At 49.0% G+C, this 19,569-nt stretch carries 18 protein-coding genes; 8 read left to right on the top strand and 10 right to left on the bottom strand.

The features are described from left to right. The 5 genes from tnpC to BC351_RS26260 all read right to left on the bottom strand — a co-directional run. A partial coding sequence (gene tnpC / locus BC351_RS26280) for an IS66 family transposase (RefSeq protein ID WP_079417895.1) occupies positions 1–1,393 on the bottom strand: 1,393 nt, incomplete at its 3' end. A 708-nt stretch (positions 1,394–2,101) separates the two neighbouring features. Beyond that, positions 2,102–3,001 carry a fumarylacetoacetate hydrolase family protein gene (locus tag BC351_RS26275; protein WP_079416600.1) on the bottom strand — a complete coding sequence of 300 codons (900 nt, stop codon included), beginning with the start codon at positions 2,999–3,001 and terminating at the stop codon, positions 2,102–2,104. A 56-nt stretch (positions 3,002–3,057) separates the two neighbouring features. After that, complete coding sequence (locus BC351_RS26270) at positions 3,058–3,831, bottom strand: SDR family NAD(P)-dependent oxidoreductase (protein ID WP_079416598.1); 774 nt, start codon at positions 3,829–3,831, stop codon at positions 3,058–3,060. Positions 3,832–3,845: 14 nt separating this feature from the next. Continuing rightward, complete coding sequence (locus tag BC351_RS26265; RefSeq protein WP_079416596.1) at positions 3,846–4,595, bottom strand: IclR family transcriptional regulator; 750 nt, start codon at positions 4,593–4,595, stop codon at positions 3,846–3,848. A gap of 151 nt (positions 4,596–4,746) precedes the next feature. Further along, positions 4,747–5,463, bottom strand: coding sequence for a FadR/GntR family transcriptional regulator (locus BC351_RS26260; protein WP_079416594.1), 717 nt, complete (start codon positions 5,461–5,463; stop codon positions 4,747–4,749). 110 nt (positions 5,464–5,573) lie between these two features. On the opposite strand from BC351_RS26260, the gene BC351_RS26255 reads away from it, so the two are divergent. The 6 genes from BC351_RS26255 (at position 5,574) to BC351_RS26230 (ending at position 11,587) form a co-directional block, all read left to right on the top strand. Further along, positions 5,574–6,989 (top strand): FAD-linked oxidase C-terminal domain-containing protein, encoded by a 1,416-nt coding sequence (locus tag BC351_RS26255; protein WP_079416592.1) that lies wholly within the window; start codon positions 5,574–5,576, stop codon positions 6,987–6,989. Beyond that, positions 6,982–8,295 (top strand): (Fe-S)-binding protein, encoded by a 1,314-nt coding sequence (locus BC351_RS26250; protein ID WP_341866024.1) that lies wholly within the window; start codon positions 6,982–6,984, stop codon positions 8,293–8,295. Before BC351_RS26255 ends, BC351_RS26250 begins: the two co-directional genes overlap by 8 nt. 159 nt (positions 8,296–8,454) lie before the next feature. Then, positions 8,455–9,159: a hypothetical protein gene (locus BC351_RS26245; RefSeq protein ID WP_079416590.1), complete on the top strand. Its 705-nt coding sequence runs from the start codon at positions 8,455–8,457 to the stop codon at positions 9,157–9,159. Between the two features lie 197 nt (positions 9,160–9,356). After that, complete coding sequence (locus BC351_RS26240; protein WP_079416588.1) at positions 9,357–10,046, top strand: MIP/aquaporin family protein; 690 nt, start codon at positions 9,357–9,359, stop codon at positions 10,044–10,046. Positions 10,047–10,664: 618 nt separating this feature from the next. Beyond that, complete coding sequence (locus BC351_RS42440) at positions 10,665–10,838, top strand: hypothetical protein (RefSeq protein WP_158082236.1); 174 nt, start codon at positions 10,665–10,667, stop codon at positions 10,836–10,838. 209 nt (positions 10,839–11,047) lie between these two features. Next, on the top strand, positions 11,048–11,587 hold the full coding sequence (locus tag BC351_RS26230; protein WP_079416584.1) for a GNAT family N-acetyltransferase: 540 nt from the start codon (positions 11,048–11,050) through the stop codon (positions 11,585–11,587). Positions 11,588–11,626: 39 nt separating this feature from the next. On the opposite strand, the gene BC351_RS26225 is transcribed toward BC351_RS26230, so the two are convergent. From BC351_RS26225 to BC351_RS26210, 4 genes are all read right to left on the bottom strand, one after another. Continuing rightward, the gene (locus BC351_RS26225) at positions 11,627–12,307 is read right to left on the bottom strand and encodes a TIGR00266 family protein (protein ID WP_079416582.1); all 681 of its coding nucleotides are present in this window, start codon (positions 12,305–12,307) and stop codon (positions 11,627–11,629) included. Positions 12,308–12,345: 38 nt separating this feature from the next. Beyond that, a complete protein-coding gene (locus BC351_RS26220; protein WP_079416580.1) occupies positions 12,346–13,545 on the bottom strand; it encodes an MFS transporter in 1,200 nt (399 codons plus the stop codon). A gap of 133 nt (positions 13,546–13,678) precedes the next feature. Continuing rightward, the gene (locus BC351_RS26215; RefSeq protein ID WP_208629852.1) at positions 13,679–13,918 is read right to left on the bottom strand and encodes a hypothetical protein; all 240 of its coding nucleotides are present in this window, start codon (positions 13,916–13,918) and stop codon (positions 13,679–13,681) included. Between the two features lie 88 nt (positions 13,919–14,006). Next, complete coding sequence (locus tag BC351_RS26210; RefSeq protein WP_079416578.1) at positions 14,007–14,879, bottom strand: helix-turn-helix transcriptional regulator; 873 nt, start codon at positions 14,877–14,879, stop codon at positions 14,007–14,009. A gap of 155 nt (positions 14,880–15,034) precedes the next feature. On the opposite strand from BC351_RS26210, the gene BC351_RS26205 reads away from it, so the two are divergent. Further along, positions 15,035–16,444, top strand: coding sequence for an MATE family efflux transporter (locus tag BC351_RS26205; protein ID WP_079416576.1), 1,410 nt, complete (start codon positions 15,035–15,037; stop codon positions 16,442–16,444). Positions 16,445–16,919: 475 nt separating this feature from the next. Here the strand turns inward: BC351_RS26205 and BC351_RS26195 are convergent, their stop codons facing one another. Next, entirely contained in the window at positions 16,920–17,828 is a 909-nt protein-coding gene (locus BC351_RS26195; RefSeq protein WP_425270944.1) for an ArsR/SmtB family transcription factor, read from the bottom strand. Between the two features lie 170 nt (positions 17,829–17,998). On the opposite strand from BC351_RS26195, the gene arfA reads away from it, so the two are divergent. Continuing rightward, positions 17,999–19,510, top strand: a complete 1,512-nt coding sequence (gene arfA, locus BC351_RS26190) for an arabinosylfuranosidase ArfA (RefSeq protein ID WP_079416570.1) — start codon at positions 17,999–18,001, stop codon at positions 19,508–19,510. Positions 19,511–19,569: the final 59 nt, after the last annotated feature.

Below are 19,569 nucleotides of genomic sequence, written 5' to 3'. Positions count from 1 at the left end.
ATTTCAGTGATGTAAGAATAGGATGATTTTGTTTAATCAACGTGGAGATAAAGCTTCGGATGGTCGCAAAGAAGCCCGGGGTCGTTTCCGAACGAAAACAGCCGGATATTTTCCGCTTAACGGCAATCATGCGAAGATCACGTTCGGCTTGGTTATTATCAAAGGGAATATTGGCATCTCGAAGATACCCCAAGATACTTTCCTTGTGGTCACGGAATCGTGCCCAAAGATTTGCGGCCTTACTCTTACGCGGTTTTCCCCTGCGCCCTGATTGGAGCAGGGGCTCCTTTTCGAGCTCGACCTTTCCCATCTCTAGAATCATCTCATACCGTCGTTCGTAGTTGCCGATGGCTGTTTCGGTAAGTGGCCTACCTAATTTTCTGGTCTTGCGGGTGATGGACCAGCTTGTATGCAGCAGTGTGAGCATAGCGCTGGCCCATCGATGCCCGTCATATTCCTCAATCCCTTTGCACTCCCGAGATAAATGGGCATTGCATAAGGCATGTTTGAAGGTAAAGTCTTTATCCTGTTTAAAATACGGCCCATAAAAGTCGTGGATCACTGTACCCGTATAGGAAGGCAGTACGTTTAGCGACTTCATCCCCGCGGTTCCGCGGCTAGAATGGACACCAAGCAAGGTCCAGTTCTTCGTACTGTTCACATGAACCCAGTGTCCCTCTTTGTCTACATGCACGCCCGTTTCATCGGCATGGATTACGGGACTGGCAAGGAGATTATGACGAATGACCTCTTCGTAGGGAAGTAAGCTTTCAGCCATTTTACGGATACTTGAAAGAAGTGTTGCCTGACTTGGCCGACACCCCGTCAACACATGAAGAAGATCGGTTGTGCGAGCAAGCGGGAGCATTTGGTGCGTATGCAAATAAGCGGCTACAGCAGTGAACCGCTCACCGTATTGGGCACGTGCATGGACGCCTTTAGGGAAGATGCCTTTCTGCAAGGTGTGGCAACATGGGCACTTTTTCTTCTCGGCTCGGTGCTCCGTCACCTCCATGACAGGAACAGGGATGTCAAAAACCTGTCGACGCTCATACCCTAGACATGCGACGTCCTCAAGTGAGACCGCACAGTTCTCACAGACTAAAACCGGATGAATAATGGTTGTAGTGGGATCGTCTATGCAAGAAAGGGTATGCCCTTTATGGCCGACAGGTCCTCCCTTTTTTCCGCCGGACTTCCGGTGATTCTTAGGTTCACGCTTCAGGTCACTAGACGGCGGCCAGCTGCTGTTTTGCGAGTTTTGGCCAAGTTGCCGCTTAAGCTCCTTATTTTCGTTTTCGAGGTGCTCAACCTTGGCAACCAGAGACAGGATGAGTGACTTAATGGATGCCAAGTCACTGAGCATAATCCGATCAATTTCTTCTATATTCATGATGCCTCTCACCTCGTTCACTCTAAAGTATTGGTTACTATCTATTAAACCAAATTTTAGAATTTGAATAAGGTGCTGAGTAGTAACCATAATCGCAGGCTTTCACAGGTCACCCGTCGACAAGTTGGTACTAGCGGGATGCAATGAGCCTGCGTTGAGAGCTGGCAAGGTGGCGAGGTGGTACAGTGAGCGTATGTGAGCTTCAGTGAGCATGAGTGAGATGCAGCGGACCTGAATTCCTGCAAAAGTGCAGGCATTTTCGATATTATCGTGTGAAAAGCGGAAAAGCCTGCGATTATGCAGGCTTATTCCGCTTTTACCTCCCGAAATCAAACAATTGGCTCAAAAAGATGCACTTTCGCAGGAATATCTAGTTTAAGAGCTATATAGAGCGCAAAAGGATGCATAATCGCAGGCTTTCACAGGTTACCCGTCCACAAGTTGACTTCGTAGTGGCGGGTTTCTCCCTCCACAAGTTGATTTCGTGGTGTTAGGTCACAGATCCATCCGTATTGGTCACATTGGCCAGAGAATTGGCACACGATGCTACATGGGTCTGGATCAGATCGCAGTTAGTTGCGCGCTGGCGATGCTACATGGGTCTGGCTCAGGTGGCAGTTAGCTGCACGCTAACGATGCTTCATGGGTCTGGCTCAGGTCGCAGTTAGCTGCGCGCTAACGATGTTTCATGGATCTGCGGGCAAATAGCTATTCGCTAACCAGACGATTCGTCAGACTGCCTAGTTTTTCAATCGTAATTGTCACGACATCGCCGTCTTGCAAGTATACACGCTGATCAACCGGATCTCCGAGCACGACGCCTTCAGGGGTTCCTGTCAAAATAATATCACCCGGGTACAGGGTCATATGTTGGGAAATGTAGCTGACGATTTCGTCGCAATGGAAAATCATATCCGAGGTATTCGAGTTCTGGCGTACCTTGCCGTTGACGGTGGTGCTGATCGTAAGATCATTCGGATTGCCGATTTCATCTGCCGTGACGAGATAAGGGCCCAGCGGACTGAAGCCGTCGCAGGATTTGCCGAGCAGCCATTGCGAGGTACGCATTTGCAAATCACGCGCAGAGAGGTCGTTTACGCAGCAGTAGCCGTAGACATGCTCCAAGGCTTGCTCTTTGGCGACATATTTGGCCTGCTTGCCAATAACGATAACAAGTTCCGCTTCATAGTCCACTTCTTTGGACACGCGCGGAAGTGCGATATCATGTCCGTGGCCCGTTAGTGTGTTGCTAAATTTGTTGAAAAGGATAGGGGTCTGCGGGATCGCGGCATTCGTTTCTTCAGCATGTTTGCGGTAATTGAGCCCTACACAAATGATTTTGCTTGGCTCTGTAACACAGGGACCGTAGTTCAGGTCCGTTTCGCTTAGCAGCAAAGACGCGCGGTTGTCGCTTGCCAGAGCTTGCTCTACCAGCTGCAGCAGGGCATCCGTAGCCGAGCTTCCTCCTTGAATAGCTTCATGTACGGTCGTCGGGACTATGTAGTTGGGGGAAAGTTGTTTAACCGCTTGAACGACATTAAGCACGCCAAATTCGGTTTGCACACCTAGGTTAAGTTCATCATTTGAACGGAAAGTAAGCAGCTTCATTGTGAAATCCTCCTAATTTATGATGGGTATGATGAGAATAATAGCTTGACTAGCGTTTACGCGTTCTTTCCGAAGGTGGCGCCTCCGTCAATATATAAAGGCGAGCCCATCATGAATTTGGAATCGTCGGAAGCAAGGAATAGCGCTGCTTGCGCGACGTCCTCCGGGCGTCCCAGGTCGTTACTGAGCTGTCTGGTTTTGAGGGAAGCGATGGCAACTTCCGGATCATCATAGGAGGTACGGAGGTAATTTTCTACAAAGGGAGTCAAAATAGTTCCCGGCAGCAGCGCATTGACGCGAATGCCGTAGGCCGCGTAATCGACCTGCATGGATTTCGACAAGGCCAGTACGGCACCTTTGGTAGCTGCGTAAGCCGCCCGGCGGGCGAGTCCGATCTCAGCAACACACGAGGACATATTGATAATGGAGCCGGACTTTCGTTCCATCATGTGAGGGACCACATATTTGGAAGGCAGAAACACGCCTTTGACGTTAATGCTCATGATGCGGTCCCAGAAGTCAGGCTCCAGCTCATGGAGCGCGCCAACACCGCTGATGCCGGCATTGTTGAAAAGCACATCAATACGGCCGTGCTCTTGGATGATTTGCTCTACCATCTGTTTCACGGAATCTGCGTTTGTCACGTCAGCTTGGATGAATTGGGCTTTGCCGCCTGCAGCTGTTATTTCTTGAACCGTCTCCGTCCCTTTGCCTTCATCGAGATCGTTGACGATAACCTGCGCACCTTCTTTTGCAAACAAAAGGGCGCTGCTTCTGCCGATGCCTGAGCCTGAGCCTGTGATGAGAATGACTTTGTCTTGTAGTCGCATCTTAATTCTCCTTTTTAATCGGATAATTGGTGAGCCAGCTTACAAACTTCTTCTATACAGGACTGCTTCTTCTGTTCCCATTGCGGCAACATCATGGAGCAGCTGACAGCGGCGATAACTTGGCCTTGGGCATTGCGAATAGGTGCGGCTGCGCAGCTAAAGCCAATCACGGCTTCTTCCAGGTCCAGAGCGTAGCCTTGTTCACGGATTTGCTCCAAGCTCAGCTTCAGGGCCTGTACAGTCGTCATGGAATTGACCGTCAAATGAGGAAAGGGCTCTTGGTCCGCAGGATAAAGAGCATCAATGTCATCATTGCTGAGATCGGCCAGCATAACCTTCCCGAGTGCAGTGGCGTGTGCGGGGAGACGCATGCCAGGCTCCGATGCTAATCGGACTGGCGTAAGCGCTTCCTCTTTGGCGATATAGAGGACTTCTCTACCGTCTAGTTTGGCAAGTTGGAAGGATTCGCCCAGTCGCAGCTTGGATAGGGAGCCCTCTTTATGAAAAGCATCATTCAGGTTGCTCCGCTGAAATGCAGCATGACCCAGGCGAGACAGCTCGCGTCCCAAACGGTAGGTCTCTCCGGTTTCTTTTTCTACCCATCCCAGATTTTCCAGCGTTAACAGCAAGGAATACATGGAGCTTTTGTTAATGGCAAGGGTGCGGGACAAGTCGATGAGCTTCAGCTTTCCTGGGTGCAGCGAGATTTCTTTGAGAATCAGGTGGGCACGTTCGATCGCGGGAACGCGATATTTATCATCCACTCAAGGACCTCCTTGCTTTGATAACCAAAGGCAGTGTGATGCTTTCGAAGTGTGGTTTTATATACAAAACCAAGTTTATTTTATAAAACCATATTATCATAAATAGGAAAAAAACACGAGAACTTCGCTGAGAAATTCTCGTGTTTTGTTTTTAAGCTTTCGCTCCCAGCTTTTGGACAACCCGATCAACCTTCAAGATGTGCTGCATAACTCGTTCTTCTGCCAGCTTGGCGTCCTGATCTTTGATCGCCTCGTAAATGTCTTTGTGCTCCTGAATAAGCAGCTTGACGGAAGCACGCTCAGCAAAAAACCAAAGCCTCCGCGATTCCTTCATGCTTTCCTGCAGGCGATCCGTCAACGATTCCATCATGTTTAGAAATAAAGAGTTGTGGGACGCCTTGGCAACACTCAGATGGAACCTGATATCCGCTTGTTCACTCAGAGATTCATTGTCAATCGCGGCCTCCATCTCTTGGATGGCTTGTGCCAGCAGCTGCAGATCATCCTCAGTGCGCCGCTCAGCGGCTAGCGAAGCGCAGCCAGCTTCAATAAATTTGCGAACCTCGAGTACTTCTTGAAACGACTCTGTTTGGTAGAAGAGGTCTCCTCCGTTGTCGAGCCCATCGCCCGAGGGCAGCGTTTTGCTGACGAAAGTGCCGCCGCCATGGCGAATATCGACCCAGCCCATCGCCTTCAAAGCGCTCATCGCTTCGCGAATCGTGGATCGGCCAACTTCGAAGCTAACGGCCAGCTGATCAACGGTAGGGAGCTTGCTCCCAGGAAGATAGCTGCCTGCTTGAATCTGCTCTTTCATATGCGTCATTACGATCTCAGAGCCTTTTTGCGGCTTGATCCGCTCAAATGTCATGGAAATACCTCCGCAAAATCTTCTCTATACAATGGTTTTATTATACGCTATTATAAGAAAAAAGTCATCAGATGACATGATGACTAGTTACGTTAAGGAGGACAATGAACATGCTTGAAAATGATGTAAAAATAAAGCTTCGTCAAATCGTTGGCGAATCTCACTTCAAAGATGACATGGAAACACTTGTTACCCATTCCTATGATGGCACGCCGATGCTGCAGCAGCTCCCGGAGGGTGTCATTTACCCTAAGGACACCGCGCAGGTGTCCGCGATAATGAAGGTATTAAGCGAGCATCGGATACCGCTGGTCAGCCGGGGATCGGGGACGAACTTGTGCGGCGGCACGGTTCCTGTTCAAGGCGGCATCGTGATGGTCATGCATCGGATGAATGCGATCCTCGAGGTTGATATGCAGAACCTGACAGCGACCGTGCAGCCAGGCATCATTACGAAGACGTTCATTGAGCATATTGAGGGTCTTGGGCTCTTTTACCCACCGGATCCGAGCAGTATGGCTATTTCCACGATTGGCGGCAATATCGCCGAATGCTCTGGGGGCTTGCGAGGCTTGAAATATGGCACGACCAAAGATTATGTGATCGGTCTTGAGTGCGTGCTGGCTTCGGGAGAGATTATGCGTACGGGCGGCAAATTGATGAAAGACGTAGCGGGTTACGATTTGACGAAGCTGCTGATCGGATCGGAAGGAACCTTGGCGGTCATTACCGAAGCAACGCTCAAGCTCATTCCACCGCCGAAATATAAGAAGACGATGCTGGCTATGTTCAAAGATATATACGGAGCGGCACGAACGGTGTCGGCGATTATTGAAAATCGCATCATTCCGGCGACACTGGAATTCATGGATAACCCGACGATTCGTGTCGTTAACGATTTCGCGAAGCTGGGGCTTCCTTTGGATATGGCAGCCATTCTGCTCATTGAGCAAGATGGCGAGATGGAAACCGTGGAGCGGGATATTGCGCGGATCTCGGAGATTTGTCAGGAAGAGCAAGCGGATCAGATCAGCATCGCCAGCAATCAAGAGGAAGCGCTGAAGCTGCTTACAGCTAGACGCAGTGCTTTTACGGCGCTAGCTAGGCTTCGCCCGACGACCATCTTGGAAGATGCAACCGTGCCGCGTTCGGAAATTGCCGAGATGGTGCTGCAAATTAATCGCATTGCGCTTAAATACAATGTGCAGATCTGCACCTTCGGCCACGCGGGAGATGGCAACCTGCATCCTACGGCGACGACCGATGCGAGGGACCACGATGAAATTGAGCGGGTTGAAGCCGCCTTCGAGGAAATCTTCGAAGAAGCGATTCGACTTGGCGGCACCATAACAGGCGAGCATGGCGTTGGTCTTGTCAAAGCGCCTTTCCTGGAATGGAAAGTTGGCAGCACCGGGATTGCGATTATGAAGAGCATTAAACAGGGCTTTGATCCTTTGAATATTTTGAACCCAGGCAAAATGTTCGCCAAGGAGTCCAGACGCAGGGTGGTGATCGATCGTGTCTAACGCAACAGCGAAATCACTGCAGGAATCTTTGCGTTTGAAGCTCGATTATGATCAGCTAACGAACTGCATGCGCTGCGGCTTCTGCCTGCCGGCTTGTCCAACTTTCAAAGAAACTGGCGTGGAAGCCGAGTCGCCTCGCGGCCGGATTTCTTTGATGAAAGCGACCGTGGACGGACTGATGGAGCCGAATGTTCGTTTCGAAGAGCAGATGGGCCATTGTCTGGGCTGCCGAGCTTGTGAACCGGCCTGTCCGGCGGATGTGAAGTACGGTCAGCTGATCGAGCAGGCGCGGGATGCGATCGAAGATCATACGAAGCAGCATCGGGTATGGGTCAAAGGCGTGCGCAAGCTCGTCTTCAGACAGCTTTTCCCGCATCAGAACCGGATGAGGCTGCTCGGCAAGGGACTTCGTTTGTACCAGAAGTCAGGCGCTCAAACCATCGTCAGAAAAACCGGCGTGGTTGGCCTGTTCTCCAAGCAGATGTCAGCGATGGAACGTATTTTGCCTGATGCTACAGGAAATGGCGTTATTGATCAGCTTGGCACGAGAATTCCTGCCGTCGGCGAAAAAGTAGGAACGGTGGGAATGTTCCGTGGTTGTTTAATGGATGTGCTGTTCACCGAAACCAACCGCAAAACCGTACAGCTGCTGGCCAAGGCTGGCTTCGATGTCGTCATCCCCGAAGCGCAAAACTGCTGCGGAGCGCTCCACGCTCACAGCGGAGAGATGGATCAAGCGAGACAGCTTGCCCGTCATAATATACGCGCCTTTCAAGACGCTGGCGTTGATTACATTGTGTCCAATGCGGGCGGCTGCGGCGCTATATTGGTCGAATATGACCATTTGCTGCATGAAGATGCCCAGTGGCATGAGCAGGCGAAATGGTTCGCAAGTCGTGTGAAGGACATCAGCACAATTTTGCTGGAAAAAGGCCGTCCTCTCCCCTTCGCGGAAGGGCCGGGCGTTCGCATTACGTATCAGGATTCCTGCCATCTTCGCAACGTGATGAAAGCAGGAGAGTCCCCGCGCAAGCTCTTGAAACAGCTGCCGAACACAACCTTTGTGGAGATGAAGGATGCCGGTTCCTGCTGCGGATCTGCAGGGATTTATAACCTGACGGAGCCGGATATGGCGAACACGATCCTTGATCGCAAAATGGATCACGCCAAGTCAACGGAAGCACATTACATCGTGACCAGCAATCCTGGCTGCTTGCTGCAGATGAAGCTGGGCATTGATAAACATGCCGCAGGGATGAATATGCAGGCCGTGCATATTGTGGATTTTCTGTATGAGCGTGTATAGACGAGTGTAAATAAGTGTAAGGGGAGAATCCTCTGAAAGCTGAGCTTTCAGGGGATTTTTTGTATAGAAACGGTTGATTATGAGTCAATTTGGACTATTTCCTTACATTTTGCGTAATGGTAATATTTAGTGGGGGATTACGGGGTAAAGGAGGCTACTATGGGATGGTTGCTATGGGGCGGCTTACTTGTGCTGCTCTTGTTGTCGTATGTTAATCAACGCCAAAGCATAACGAAGCCAATGTGGCTTACGATTGTTGTCGTTTATTTGGTTTGCAATGTTTACGTGAACTTATTTGGCCTTTTGGTTCCTGTCGGTGTTATCATCGCTTTCGTTTACATGAAAAAAGCTAAAAAGCCGATCTTGACTACTGCGCTGATTTTTGGATTAATTTGCGTCATTTCAACTTTTTATGTACCGAAAATATCATGGAGCCAATTAAAGGCTCACTCGCAGGACATCCAATATTCAGCAGAATTTAACCAAGTTAATGCCGTATATCATTTTTCAGCAAACTCAGAAATTCATGAACATTTGTCCAAATCAGCCTTAGCGTTACAAGACAAAAATCCGCAATCGGAAATTAACATCGAGGATCCACATGTTTTATTTAGTTTGTGGGTTCTCTCTCATCAAGGTCTTCCAATGACGGATTTAGACTGGTTATGGTATAAAGCCCCTGTGGAATTGCATTATTATTGGCAGTCTAGCCGATTCGATGAATTGACGAGTAAGGAATATATCCAGTTTAGGGATGTAGGGTATATGGGGGTATTTGCGAAATCCGAGAAAAATAGTCCGTACAAACTTCAAGCCATTTATGAATATGACAGGCTGAAAATGAATACTCCGTTCATTCCCTAGTTAGAGAAGAGAAGAGAAGAGAAGAGAAGAGAAGAGAATCAAGAATATTCCTCTATGATTTGTTCAGTTTTTATTCAGTCCCTTACATTAGGCTTATGCCTTAGGAAATAAATGTAATTTAATGGTCGGAGCGGAATATACATTTCCTGATTACCGTTCCATCTGACTGAAACAACAGAAAATAGAGGAGGATTATCTTGAAGTCATCATTAAAAAAGTATGCGGCTGAATTGTTAGGAACTTTTATTCTAGTCTTGTTTGGGTGCGGCTCGGCGGCTACGGCAGGTGGAGATTTGGGGTACTTAGGTATTGCTTTTGCCTTCGGACTATCGATTGTGGCGTTAGCTTATGTGATTGGTCCCATATCAGGCTGCCATGTCAACCCAGCTGTTTCATTCGCCATGCTGCTTAGCGGTAAATTATCGGGCAAGGATTTTGTCGGGTATGTCGTTTCGCAAATCATTGGAGGTATCGCTGGAGCCGGGCTCTTGTATGGCATCATACATTCTACGGGAAAAGCTGTGACTAGTCTGGGGCAAAATGGTTTTGGCGCCGGATACGGAATCGGCATTTCGGATCTGATGGCCGTGGTTGTGGAAATTGTGTTATCGTTTGTGTTTATTTATACCATTCTAGGTGTTACGTCTTCGGTGAGCACAAGCGCGGTTGCTGGCTTGGTCATTGGCTTGACGCTTGCGTTTGTACATATTCTTGGTATCGGTTTGACTGGCACCTCGGTGAATCCAGCTAGAAGCTTGGGGCCAGCTCTGCTTATAGGCGGCAAAGCGCTCACTCAGGTATGGGTCTTCATTATTGCCCCGCTGATTGGCGCGGCTTTGGCAGCGTGGATTTATAAATGGATGAATAGTGGTGTGCGAAGCAGCTGATGCAGAGGGTTAGATGATGAGTCAGGTGAAGAGTAAGCTGAAGAGTGAGTGAGATGGAGAGTATGGTCAAGAGTAAGTAAGATGAAGAGTAAGCTGAAGAGTGAGTGAGATGGAGAGTAGGGTGAAGAGTAAGTAGGATGAAGAGTAAGTGAGATGAAGAGTAAGGTGAAGAGTAAGTAAGATGAAGAGTAAGGTGAAGGGTAAGTAGGATGAAGAGTAAGTAAGATGAAGAAGTAAGGTGAAGAGTAAGTAAGATGATGTGTCTGATGTGAAGTGGGTTATAAAGAACCTGAGGTATTTGTCTCAGGTTCTTTTGTATTATCCGTTTGGGCTCGGGAACAACTTTCACGGATGATGCCAAGAGGAGTTCCCTTAGGCCAGCCACCTAGTGTCCGGGCTCTGGGCACCCATCAAGCGATCAGTAGGGTTCGATGACCTTCGAAAACTTTCGAAGACTGTGAAAACCTGCGAAAGTGCAGGCTTTTTCAAGCGAAATCGTCTAAAAAGTAGAAAAGCCTGCAATTATGCAGGCATTTTCTGCTTTTTCACCCTTTCATCCAAAATAGACCTCAAAAGCCTGCACAATCGCAGGAATTTATGGATAAAGGCTGTCTCAGCATGAAAAAGCCTGCACAATCGCAGGAATTTATGGATAAGGCTGTCCCAGCAAGTAAAAGCCTACACAATAACAGAGATTTATTGGATAAAGGCGATTCCAATAAGAAAAAGTTACACAATCGCACTTTTACTTTTACACAAAAGCCGCTTTCTTCCGCTGATGTTCGTATCTAGCAAAGTAGTTAACTGGAGCGTCAGCTTAAATATGCAAAAAAGCCCCTACGTGAAGGGCGTCCTATGCAGCAACCAGATGTCTGAAACGAAGCACTGTTTATCATTAACCTACCTGCTGAACAGGTCTAACTTATGAAGCTGAAATCACTAGTTTAATTGCCTCTTTACCCGCTATAATGACAGTAATCCATATGGAAAAGAGGGATACCATGTTCTTGAAAATTGATGAGGAGCTTACGCTTAAAGTGCTTGAACAAGAGGATGCCCCAGCGTTGTTCGCACTAACGGATGGCTCGAGACACTATCTCAGAGAATGGCTGCCGTGGGTTGATGGTACTGAGCAGATAGAAAATACGAAATCCTTCATCCAATTTTGTCAAAATCAACAAGCATCCAATAATGGGTTTCAAACAGGTATTTGGTTTAATGGGGAAATCGCAGGATGCATTGGGTATCACGCCATTGATTGGTCAAACCAAAAAACCAGTATAGGCTACTGGCTAGGCGAAAACTATCAAGGCAACGGAATAATGACCAAATCTTGCAAAAGATTAGTGGAGTATGCCTTTAAAGAATTAGATTTAAACAGAGTGGAAATCAGATGTGGCGTTGGCAATTTGAAAAGCAAAGCGATTCCCGAGAAATTAGGGTTTAGGCAAGAAGGCCATATCCGAGAAGCGGAGTGGTTATACGATCATTATATTGATCACCTTGTATATGGCCTGCTCCGTAGAGATTGGACTGGTTAAACCGGTCCTCTAGCCATGTCCCTACAATCCCGCCAATGTTTACCTGCCGCCTGGGATGAACTGTTTCAGCCAACCGCCGAAGCTCTGCGGGTTGCGAGTTTGGATGAGCACGACACCTTCGCCGCGGAATCGGCAGACGACGCCTTCACCGCTCGTGATGCTGGAGAGCCAGCCTTTGGCGGCTTTTTCGATCTTGTATTGTGTGTAATCCGGCCAAGCAACGAGATGTCCGTTGTCAATGATAACTTCTTCGCCAGGCCCCAAGTTAATGGCATGAATGGCTCCATAAGATGAGAGGAAGACGGTGCCTTTTCCACTAATTTCAACGATGAAGAAGCCTTCGCCGGACATGAATCCGCTCATGAGATTTTGCATTTTGGTATTGACTTGGATGCCCGAGGTGCCGGCAAGAAAGCCGTCTTTTTGTACTAAAAGCTTGTACGATCCATCAAGCTCGACCGCCTCAATATCGCCAATGACAGCAGGTGCCAGCAAGACCTCGCCGGGACCTCTGGAGGGCGTCAGTTCTTGGAAAAAGAATTTCTCCCCGCTCAGCATCCGGCCTAATCCACGCATAATGCCGCCATCCACAGTGCCCTTAAGTTCAACATTGGGCGACATGGATACCATGGCCCCTGACTCCGCTTTGATATTCTCTCCTTGCTCGAGCTGTACTTTCAGCATCGGGAATGCGCCTTTATATAAGATTTCGTGTTTCATTGTAAGTCCTCCATTTGTATTCAAATTTTTGTGAAACGCTATACGGTGTCTGGCTGTGATCGGCCATCTAAACTAGGGTTGTTATACACAAACAATGCGCATAGCAACAAGATGCCCATCGTGACATAGAACACAGATAGGAAGCCGTAGGCTGCAGCAAGATGGCTGCCAACCAAGGGACCAATGAGATTGCCCAGGAACAGTGAAGATGTGTTGAAGCCGTAGGCTGTTCCTTGAATTTGAGTAGGAGCCAGCTTCTTTACGAGCACGTTTAACGAAGGAATCATGCCTCCTATGAATAGGCCAAGCAGAAATCTGCCCACGAGAAGCATGGTAATGCTGGTGGCAAAAGCTTGCGGAATAAAGGCTAGCGCCGCCATGGTCAAGGCGATCACCAGTGTTCTCCGCTGGCCAATGCGGTCGCCGATTCTCCCCAAGGAGGGCGCGCCGAACAGATTGGCGATGCCCGTAATGGCAACGACTAACCCGGCCAGCAGCTCCAGATGGCTGCCTGTATAGAGCGTCTTCGCATAAACCGTCACAATCGGCTCGATGCTCATCATCCCAATCTGTGTAATCAGAGAAGCGGCGAAGACAGGGAGCAAGGGCCGGAACAGGCGCCATTCTGTGCGCTTTCGTTCTTTTTTCGGGGCGAGGGGCTTTCGCTCCTCGTGGATGAAAATCATGACGATGAGGCTTGCGCAAAGCATCAGTCCTCCCGTGAAAAAGAACACATGGCTGTACCCAATGAAGCTGGCCAGTAAGCCCCCGACCAGGGGACCGATAAGCGAGCCCGCGATAGCGCCTGTTTGCAGTGTGCCAAGTGACTTGCCCGAGTGCTCCGGCGGCGTAAGCGAAGCTTGCAGCGATACCGCCATCGAGATGAAGCCGGAGAAGAAACCATTGAGCAGCCGAAGCGCGAGCAGCTGCCAAGGCTCTGTGACGATGCCCATGAGCGCTGTCACCACCGACATCCCAATTCCGGCGCGAAGCAGCATGATTTTCCTGCCTCGCCGATCGGCAATTGCCCCCCACAGCGGTTGGGTGAGGAACGAAGTAATGAATTGGGCCGCAACAATCCAGCCTGTCCAACGGACGACCTCACCCACATCGTGCACGCCAAGCTGCCCGATATAGAGCGGAAGAAAGGGGAGTACCAGATTCATACCGCACATAATAGAGAAGTTGGCCACCCATAGTATCCCTAATGACTTTTTCCAATGTAAGGGTGTCGGCATGCTAGGGCTCCTTATCATTTTTTTTCCAGTATATCATATTTCGTTAAATGTCCATTTGGATCGGAGTGAAAAGTAAAAAAGCCATCCCCAATCGGCAAGGGCCGTTGAGGATAGCTGCATGGCTATGGAGTTTTTATTTCATGGAGGACATCACAGCACCGAAGAAGATGACAACGAAAATGATGTAGAGCACGATCCCGATTACCGCCCAGATTAAACTGGCCTTGGCATAATTGGCCTTTGTAGGGTTCACTCCACCGCTGAAGGCCCATACGAATAACATGACAATATTCACAATTGGAATCGCGAGCAGCAGGATCGTAATCATCCAATCCTTCACGCTTAGGACAGGTGCGGTTTGTTGTTCTTCCATTCAAGCTCAACTCCCTCTCACGTCATATACGTTAACTGTATTTCGCAGTTATCCCATATATGCCTTTGAAATCGATCTTTGGCTTGGATCAAGAAAATCGCTGCCTGTACTTGCGGGGAGAAATGCCTTCGATACGGGTGAAGCATGTGGCGAAATAGGCAGGCTGCTCGAAACCGACCTGCTCCCCTACATGAGCGACAGGAAGATCCGTTTGCAGCAGCAGCAGCTTCGCTTGCTGGATGCGAAGCCGCAGCTGATATTCCGTGGGAGAGCAGCCGTACTCTTTTTGCATGCAGCGGGCGATATACACGGGGTGGAAATTAACATGATCGCCAAGCTCTTTGGCAGAAACAGCTTCTCTATAATGCTGCCTTAAATAGGAGGCTGCTTTCTCCGCACAGGCTGTGGCAGGAGACGGATGCTCACTGTCAGTAGAAGCGGCAAGCTGACGCAGCAGCTCATGAAAAAGCTGCTGCTGAGCAAAACGGACACTGCTCACATGCGCCCGCGGCTGCAATTGATGAAGCTGCTCGAACAGATCATAGGTTTTCTCCGGCTGCAGCAGGGGCGTGTATTGCGGGATTCGAATCGTGAATGGCTGGGCAGCAAACGGCTCCACAAAAACAGGCGAGGGGTCTTCGAGCGGTATGGGAGCTATCGCGTTATCGATCATACTCCACGGCCCTCCAACATGGAAATGCATCCAGTAGGTGCCCGTAAGCTCAGCGCAAGATTGTGTAGCGAAATGATACCGATCCGGCCTCAGGATAACGGCTTGTCCAGGAGCGACCTCGAATCGGGCATCCTCTTCGCCAATATAGAAGCAGCCATAGGTCGTAATTAACAAGTCGAATACTTGGATGTTGTTTCTGCTTGGATGGTGGCCGCCTTTGGGCAGCGTGCTGAAGCCGCTTGTAATGTAGTGCGGAAGTGGAGGGACAGTCATTTCGATCAAAGCCATCAGGATCACCTTTGCATACCTTTAAATTGGAAGTTGGAATTTTGAAAGTTTAAGTTGCATTAGTTATACATGAGACCAACTATAGCATCTATAATTTGAGCAGACAACAAAGTTTCATTTTCATAAAAAGAGAGACAGGTATCGGATGGTGGTGAATCGTGCAAACAGAGAAAAGTAAGTTTACTTTATGGCTTTTGGCTTGGCCGATTTTTGTTGAATTGCTTTTGCAGCTGCTTTTAGGCGTGGTGGATACGTTAATGGTGAGCCGTGTATCGGATGATGCGGTTGCGGTGGTTGGACTGGCGAATCAAGTGTTTCAAGCTATGATGATTTTATTTATGACTGTAGCCAGTGGTGCTGGGATATTGATTGCCCAGAAATTAGGCGCTAAGCAAAATGAAGAAGCACGTACAGTTGCCATCATGGCAACTACCGTCAGTGGGCTGATAGGAATCGTGCTCAGTGTCGTACTGTACAAAGAGGCCCTACCATTGGCAAGATTGTTTCAATTGGAAGATAGGCTGCTTCCTTTGGCTCAGACGTACATATCCATTGTCGGGAGCGGGATGGTTTTAACAGCTTTGACAGCAGCCTTAAGCACCGTAATTCGCAACACAGGCAACACCAAAGGTCCCATGATTACAGCGATTGGCATGAATATCATACACATTCTGTTTAACTATGGATTTATTTATGGCGCATTTGGATTCCCTCAATTAGGCTTGACCGGTGTCGCCATTTCGACCTTGGTGAGCCGCTTGCTCGCGACCTGCTTGCTGTTATTTATGTTCATCTCAGCTTTCGAGCGAAGAATGACGTGGCAGGACCTGATTGTATTTAATCGGAAGCTGTTTGGGGCTATTTTGAAAATCGGTTGGCCCATGGGCGTCAACATGTCCTCTTGGGTGCTGTCGCAGCTTACTATATACACCGTTTTGGCTACGATGGGGGCAAGGGAGTTGGCAGCAAGAACGTACTTGAATACACTTGAATCCATCTGCTTCATGCTGGGTTACTCTATTGCTCTAGCTGTGCAAATTCAGATTGCTCATCTGTATGGCGCAGGCCGAATGAAAGAAGCTTATCGCAGCGGGTATCGAGGCACTTGGATTGGTTTGGGGTTGGTTTGCTTCAACAGTCTGATTCTCTTTTTCACGTTCAAAAGCTTTCTCAGCTTCTTTACCTCTGACGTCGACATCCTAAAGCTTGGTTTCTCGTGCTTGGGACTGGCGCTTGTTCTGCAACCAGGCAAGATGATCAACATGGGATTCGGCAATGCCCTGAGCGCGATTGGCGATACGCGATTTAATATGATCATTTCACTGATATCCATGTGGGGCGTGGCCGCGGGGCTTTCCTATTACTTAGGATTGCATAGCGGCTGGGGACTGGCAGGCATCTATGTGGCAATGATTTGCGATGAATACTTGCGCGGCTTGCTGGTCGTCATTCGTTGGCGGCAGATGAAATATCTGCGGCGAGCAGAGGCTAATAAAGTGAATGCCGCCAACTTAAAAACCGGTGCATCCGTTACGGAGTCTGCAGGTACTAGTTTGCATGCCTAGTGGAGGAGGAGCAGAGGGCTGCTGAGCCAGCGAAAAAGGCAGTCCCAGCCCCGCCGCGAGCGGGTGTTCCAAGAAAAAGCACCTGAGCCTGCCGAAAAGGCAGTCTCAGGAGAGAAAAGCAGCAAGCTGGTGGCTGAGCCAGCGAAAAAGGCAGTCTCGGCCCCGCCGCGAGCGGGTATTCCAAGAAAATGCACCTGAGCCTGCCGAAAAGGCAGTCTCCGGAGAGAAAAGCAGCAAGCTGGCTGCTGAGCCAGCGAAAAAAGCAGTCTCGGCCCCCAAACCTGCCCCCAAAAAACAAACCTGCCCTCACCAGAAGAGGCGCATCAACAAAGAACCCCAGCCATCGGCTGGGGTTCTTTGAGTTGCTTCGCTGTTGCGCACACTCCCACGCACACGAATGTTTTAGCCGCATGTTCGCCCCAAGATCATGGTTCCACAATGGCTCAGCAGCCTCCATGCTCAACACCAACCAGCCCTACCTGCGGTAGGTGCGGAAAATAATATCCCGGTCATAGTTGCCGAAGCCTTCACCGTACAAGGTCAAGCCGCCGACATTCGCAGCGGTGTCCGGCACTTCCAAGCGCAGTGTCCACTCATTGCGGGACATGCGGATATCCTGGATTGTGACAGCGGAGAGCTGCTGTCCATCAAGGAACGTGCCCTGCTCCGTGATCCGGATAACCTTCAACCAGCCATATTGGTTGACGGAATCCGACCACCAGGCAGGAGTAAGCTTGCCGCGGCCTTGTCCCGAATCACCGGGACTTGTCCAGAAGCCGAGAAGCGTATCATTCACATAGAAGTGAATATCCGACGGCCAATTCTCGGCAATGCCGGGCGCTTCGGATCCGAGCTCCAGAGAGATCTCAATTTCCTCTAATTGCTGCCCAGGCAGCACATAATTGGGAATGCGATATTCCACGAAGCCGCTGCCGAACCAGAGAATCCTGGCATGCATGCGCTCGGGCTCGAAGAAGAAACGCGGGTCATCATATTGGCCAATGACATGATCGGCCGTCGCTAATCCGCAAGTAGGCTGAATATCGAAGCGGGTATAGTGTCCAATGGGAATGGATACTTCATCAAAAGCCCGCTGCTGCTCATTAAACTGAGGCAGCTTAATCTCAATGCTGGATACGGCCAAAGTGCATATTTTATGTGTGCCGCCTTGCTTGCGAATAAGTGCGGTGTGAATGAGGCCGCCGGTTTCGAGCTTTTTCACATGCATCGTTACAATGGCACTGCTTAAGCCCAGCGTTTGCGCTAGATCTTTCACATTCATTTCTTTCTCAGCAAGCAGCTCCAATATGTTAAGCCGCACATCGCTGGCTAATGCTTCATAAAGCGGAAGCCATTTGCGGTCGGTTGTCGTTTGAATCATCATAGCAAGCTCCTCATACCTAAGATAGGACTAATTAATGAAAATATTAATTCATATTTGGACAAATGAAAAGCTTGAAATCCGACGCGAATTATTGTTTAATAGAATCAAATAAAGTAATAAAATTATTAACTGATTCATATTTATATTAATTATACGATGAGGTGAAACGAATGTCTATCAAAGCAAGCATGATTGTTGACAAGGATTTTACAATTGGTGAAGTGGACTCTCGCTTATATGGTTCTTTTATCGAGCATTTGGGCCGCGCTGTTTACGGCGGGATCTATGAGCCAGGGCATCCGCATGCGGACGACCAAGGCTTTCGAACGGATGTTCTGGAGCTGGTCAAAGGATTGGCTGTGCCGATCGTTCGTTATCCAGGAGGGAATTTTGTATCCGGCTACAATTGGGAGGATGGGATTGGACCGATCGAGCAGCGGAAGAAAAGATTGGATTTGGCGTGGCGTACAATTGAGCCAAACTTAATCGGCCTTAACGAATTCATGGATTGGTGCCGCAAGGCAAATACAGATGCTATGATGGCTGTTAATTTGGGGACGCGAGGTCCTGATGAAGCCCGGGATATTATAGAATACTCCAATATAACAGGCGGCACCTACTGGAGCGATTTGCGGATTTCCCATGGCTATAAAGCTCCGCATAACATCAAAACTTGGTGCTTGGGCAATGAGATGGATGGTCCATGGCAAACCGGCAGCAAAACAGCTGTAGAGTATGGACGTACTGCTTGCGAAACGGCCAAAGTGATGAAATGGGTTGACCCGAGTATCGAGCTTGTTGCTTGCGGCAGCTCCAGTCTAACGATGGCGACGTTTCCTGAGTGGGAAGCGACCGTTCTTGACCATACCTATGATCACGTCGATTACATTTCTCTTCACCAATATTATGGCAATCGGGATAAGGATTCTGCCAATTTCTTAGCGCAGTCGATGGGCATGGATCGTTTTATTCATACGGTGATTTCGACAGCTGATTATATACAAGCAAAGAAGCGCGGGAAGAAGAAAATCAACCTATCCTTCGATGAGTGGAACGTCTGGTATCACTCTAATGAAGCCGACCGCAAGATTGAACCTTGGTCCATCGCCCCGCCGCAGCTTGAAGATATTTATAACCATGAGGATGCTCTCTTGGTCGGCTGTATGCTGATCTCGATGCTTAAGCGTGCAGACCGTGTCAAAATGGCCTGTTTAGCCCAACTGGTGAATGTTATTGCACCGATCATGACAGCCAATGGCGGAGCAGCTTGGAAGCAAACGATCTACTATCCTTACATGCATGCGAGTGTATTCGGACGTGGAACGGTGTTGGTACCGCTGATCAAGTCTTCGAAATACGATGCCAAAGACTACACTGATGTACCTCATTTGGAAGCAGTTGCCGTTCATAATGAAGAGAAGGCGGAAGTGACGATCTTCGCGGTAAACCGTCATCTAGAGGAGGCGTTGCCTTTGGAGCTGGATCTGCGCAGTTTTGGCGGTTGCCGAATCATCGAGCATATTGTGCTGGAGAATGACGATTTGAAAGCCGCGAATACGATAGATGCACAAGATCGAGTGAAGCCTCATACGGGGGGCAATGCAACTGTGTCCGCAAGCGGTCAAATCCACAGCACGCTTGGAAAAGCCTCATGGAATGTTATTCGTTTAAAATTGGTATAGACCTAACACATGACACGGCCTGAGCAAACGCTTTATAAAAAATATGGGGGTAAGCGAAA

It is taken from the genome of Paenibacillus ferrarius (assembly GCF_002027705.1).
GTDB classification, from domain to species: Bacteria; Bacillota; Bacilli; order Paenibacillales; family NBRC-103111; genus Paenibacillus_E; species Paenibacillus_E ferrarius.
Note: the sequence above shows the minus strand (reverse complement) of the source record. Positions and strands in the feature narration are given on the sequence as shown.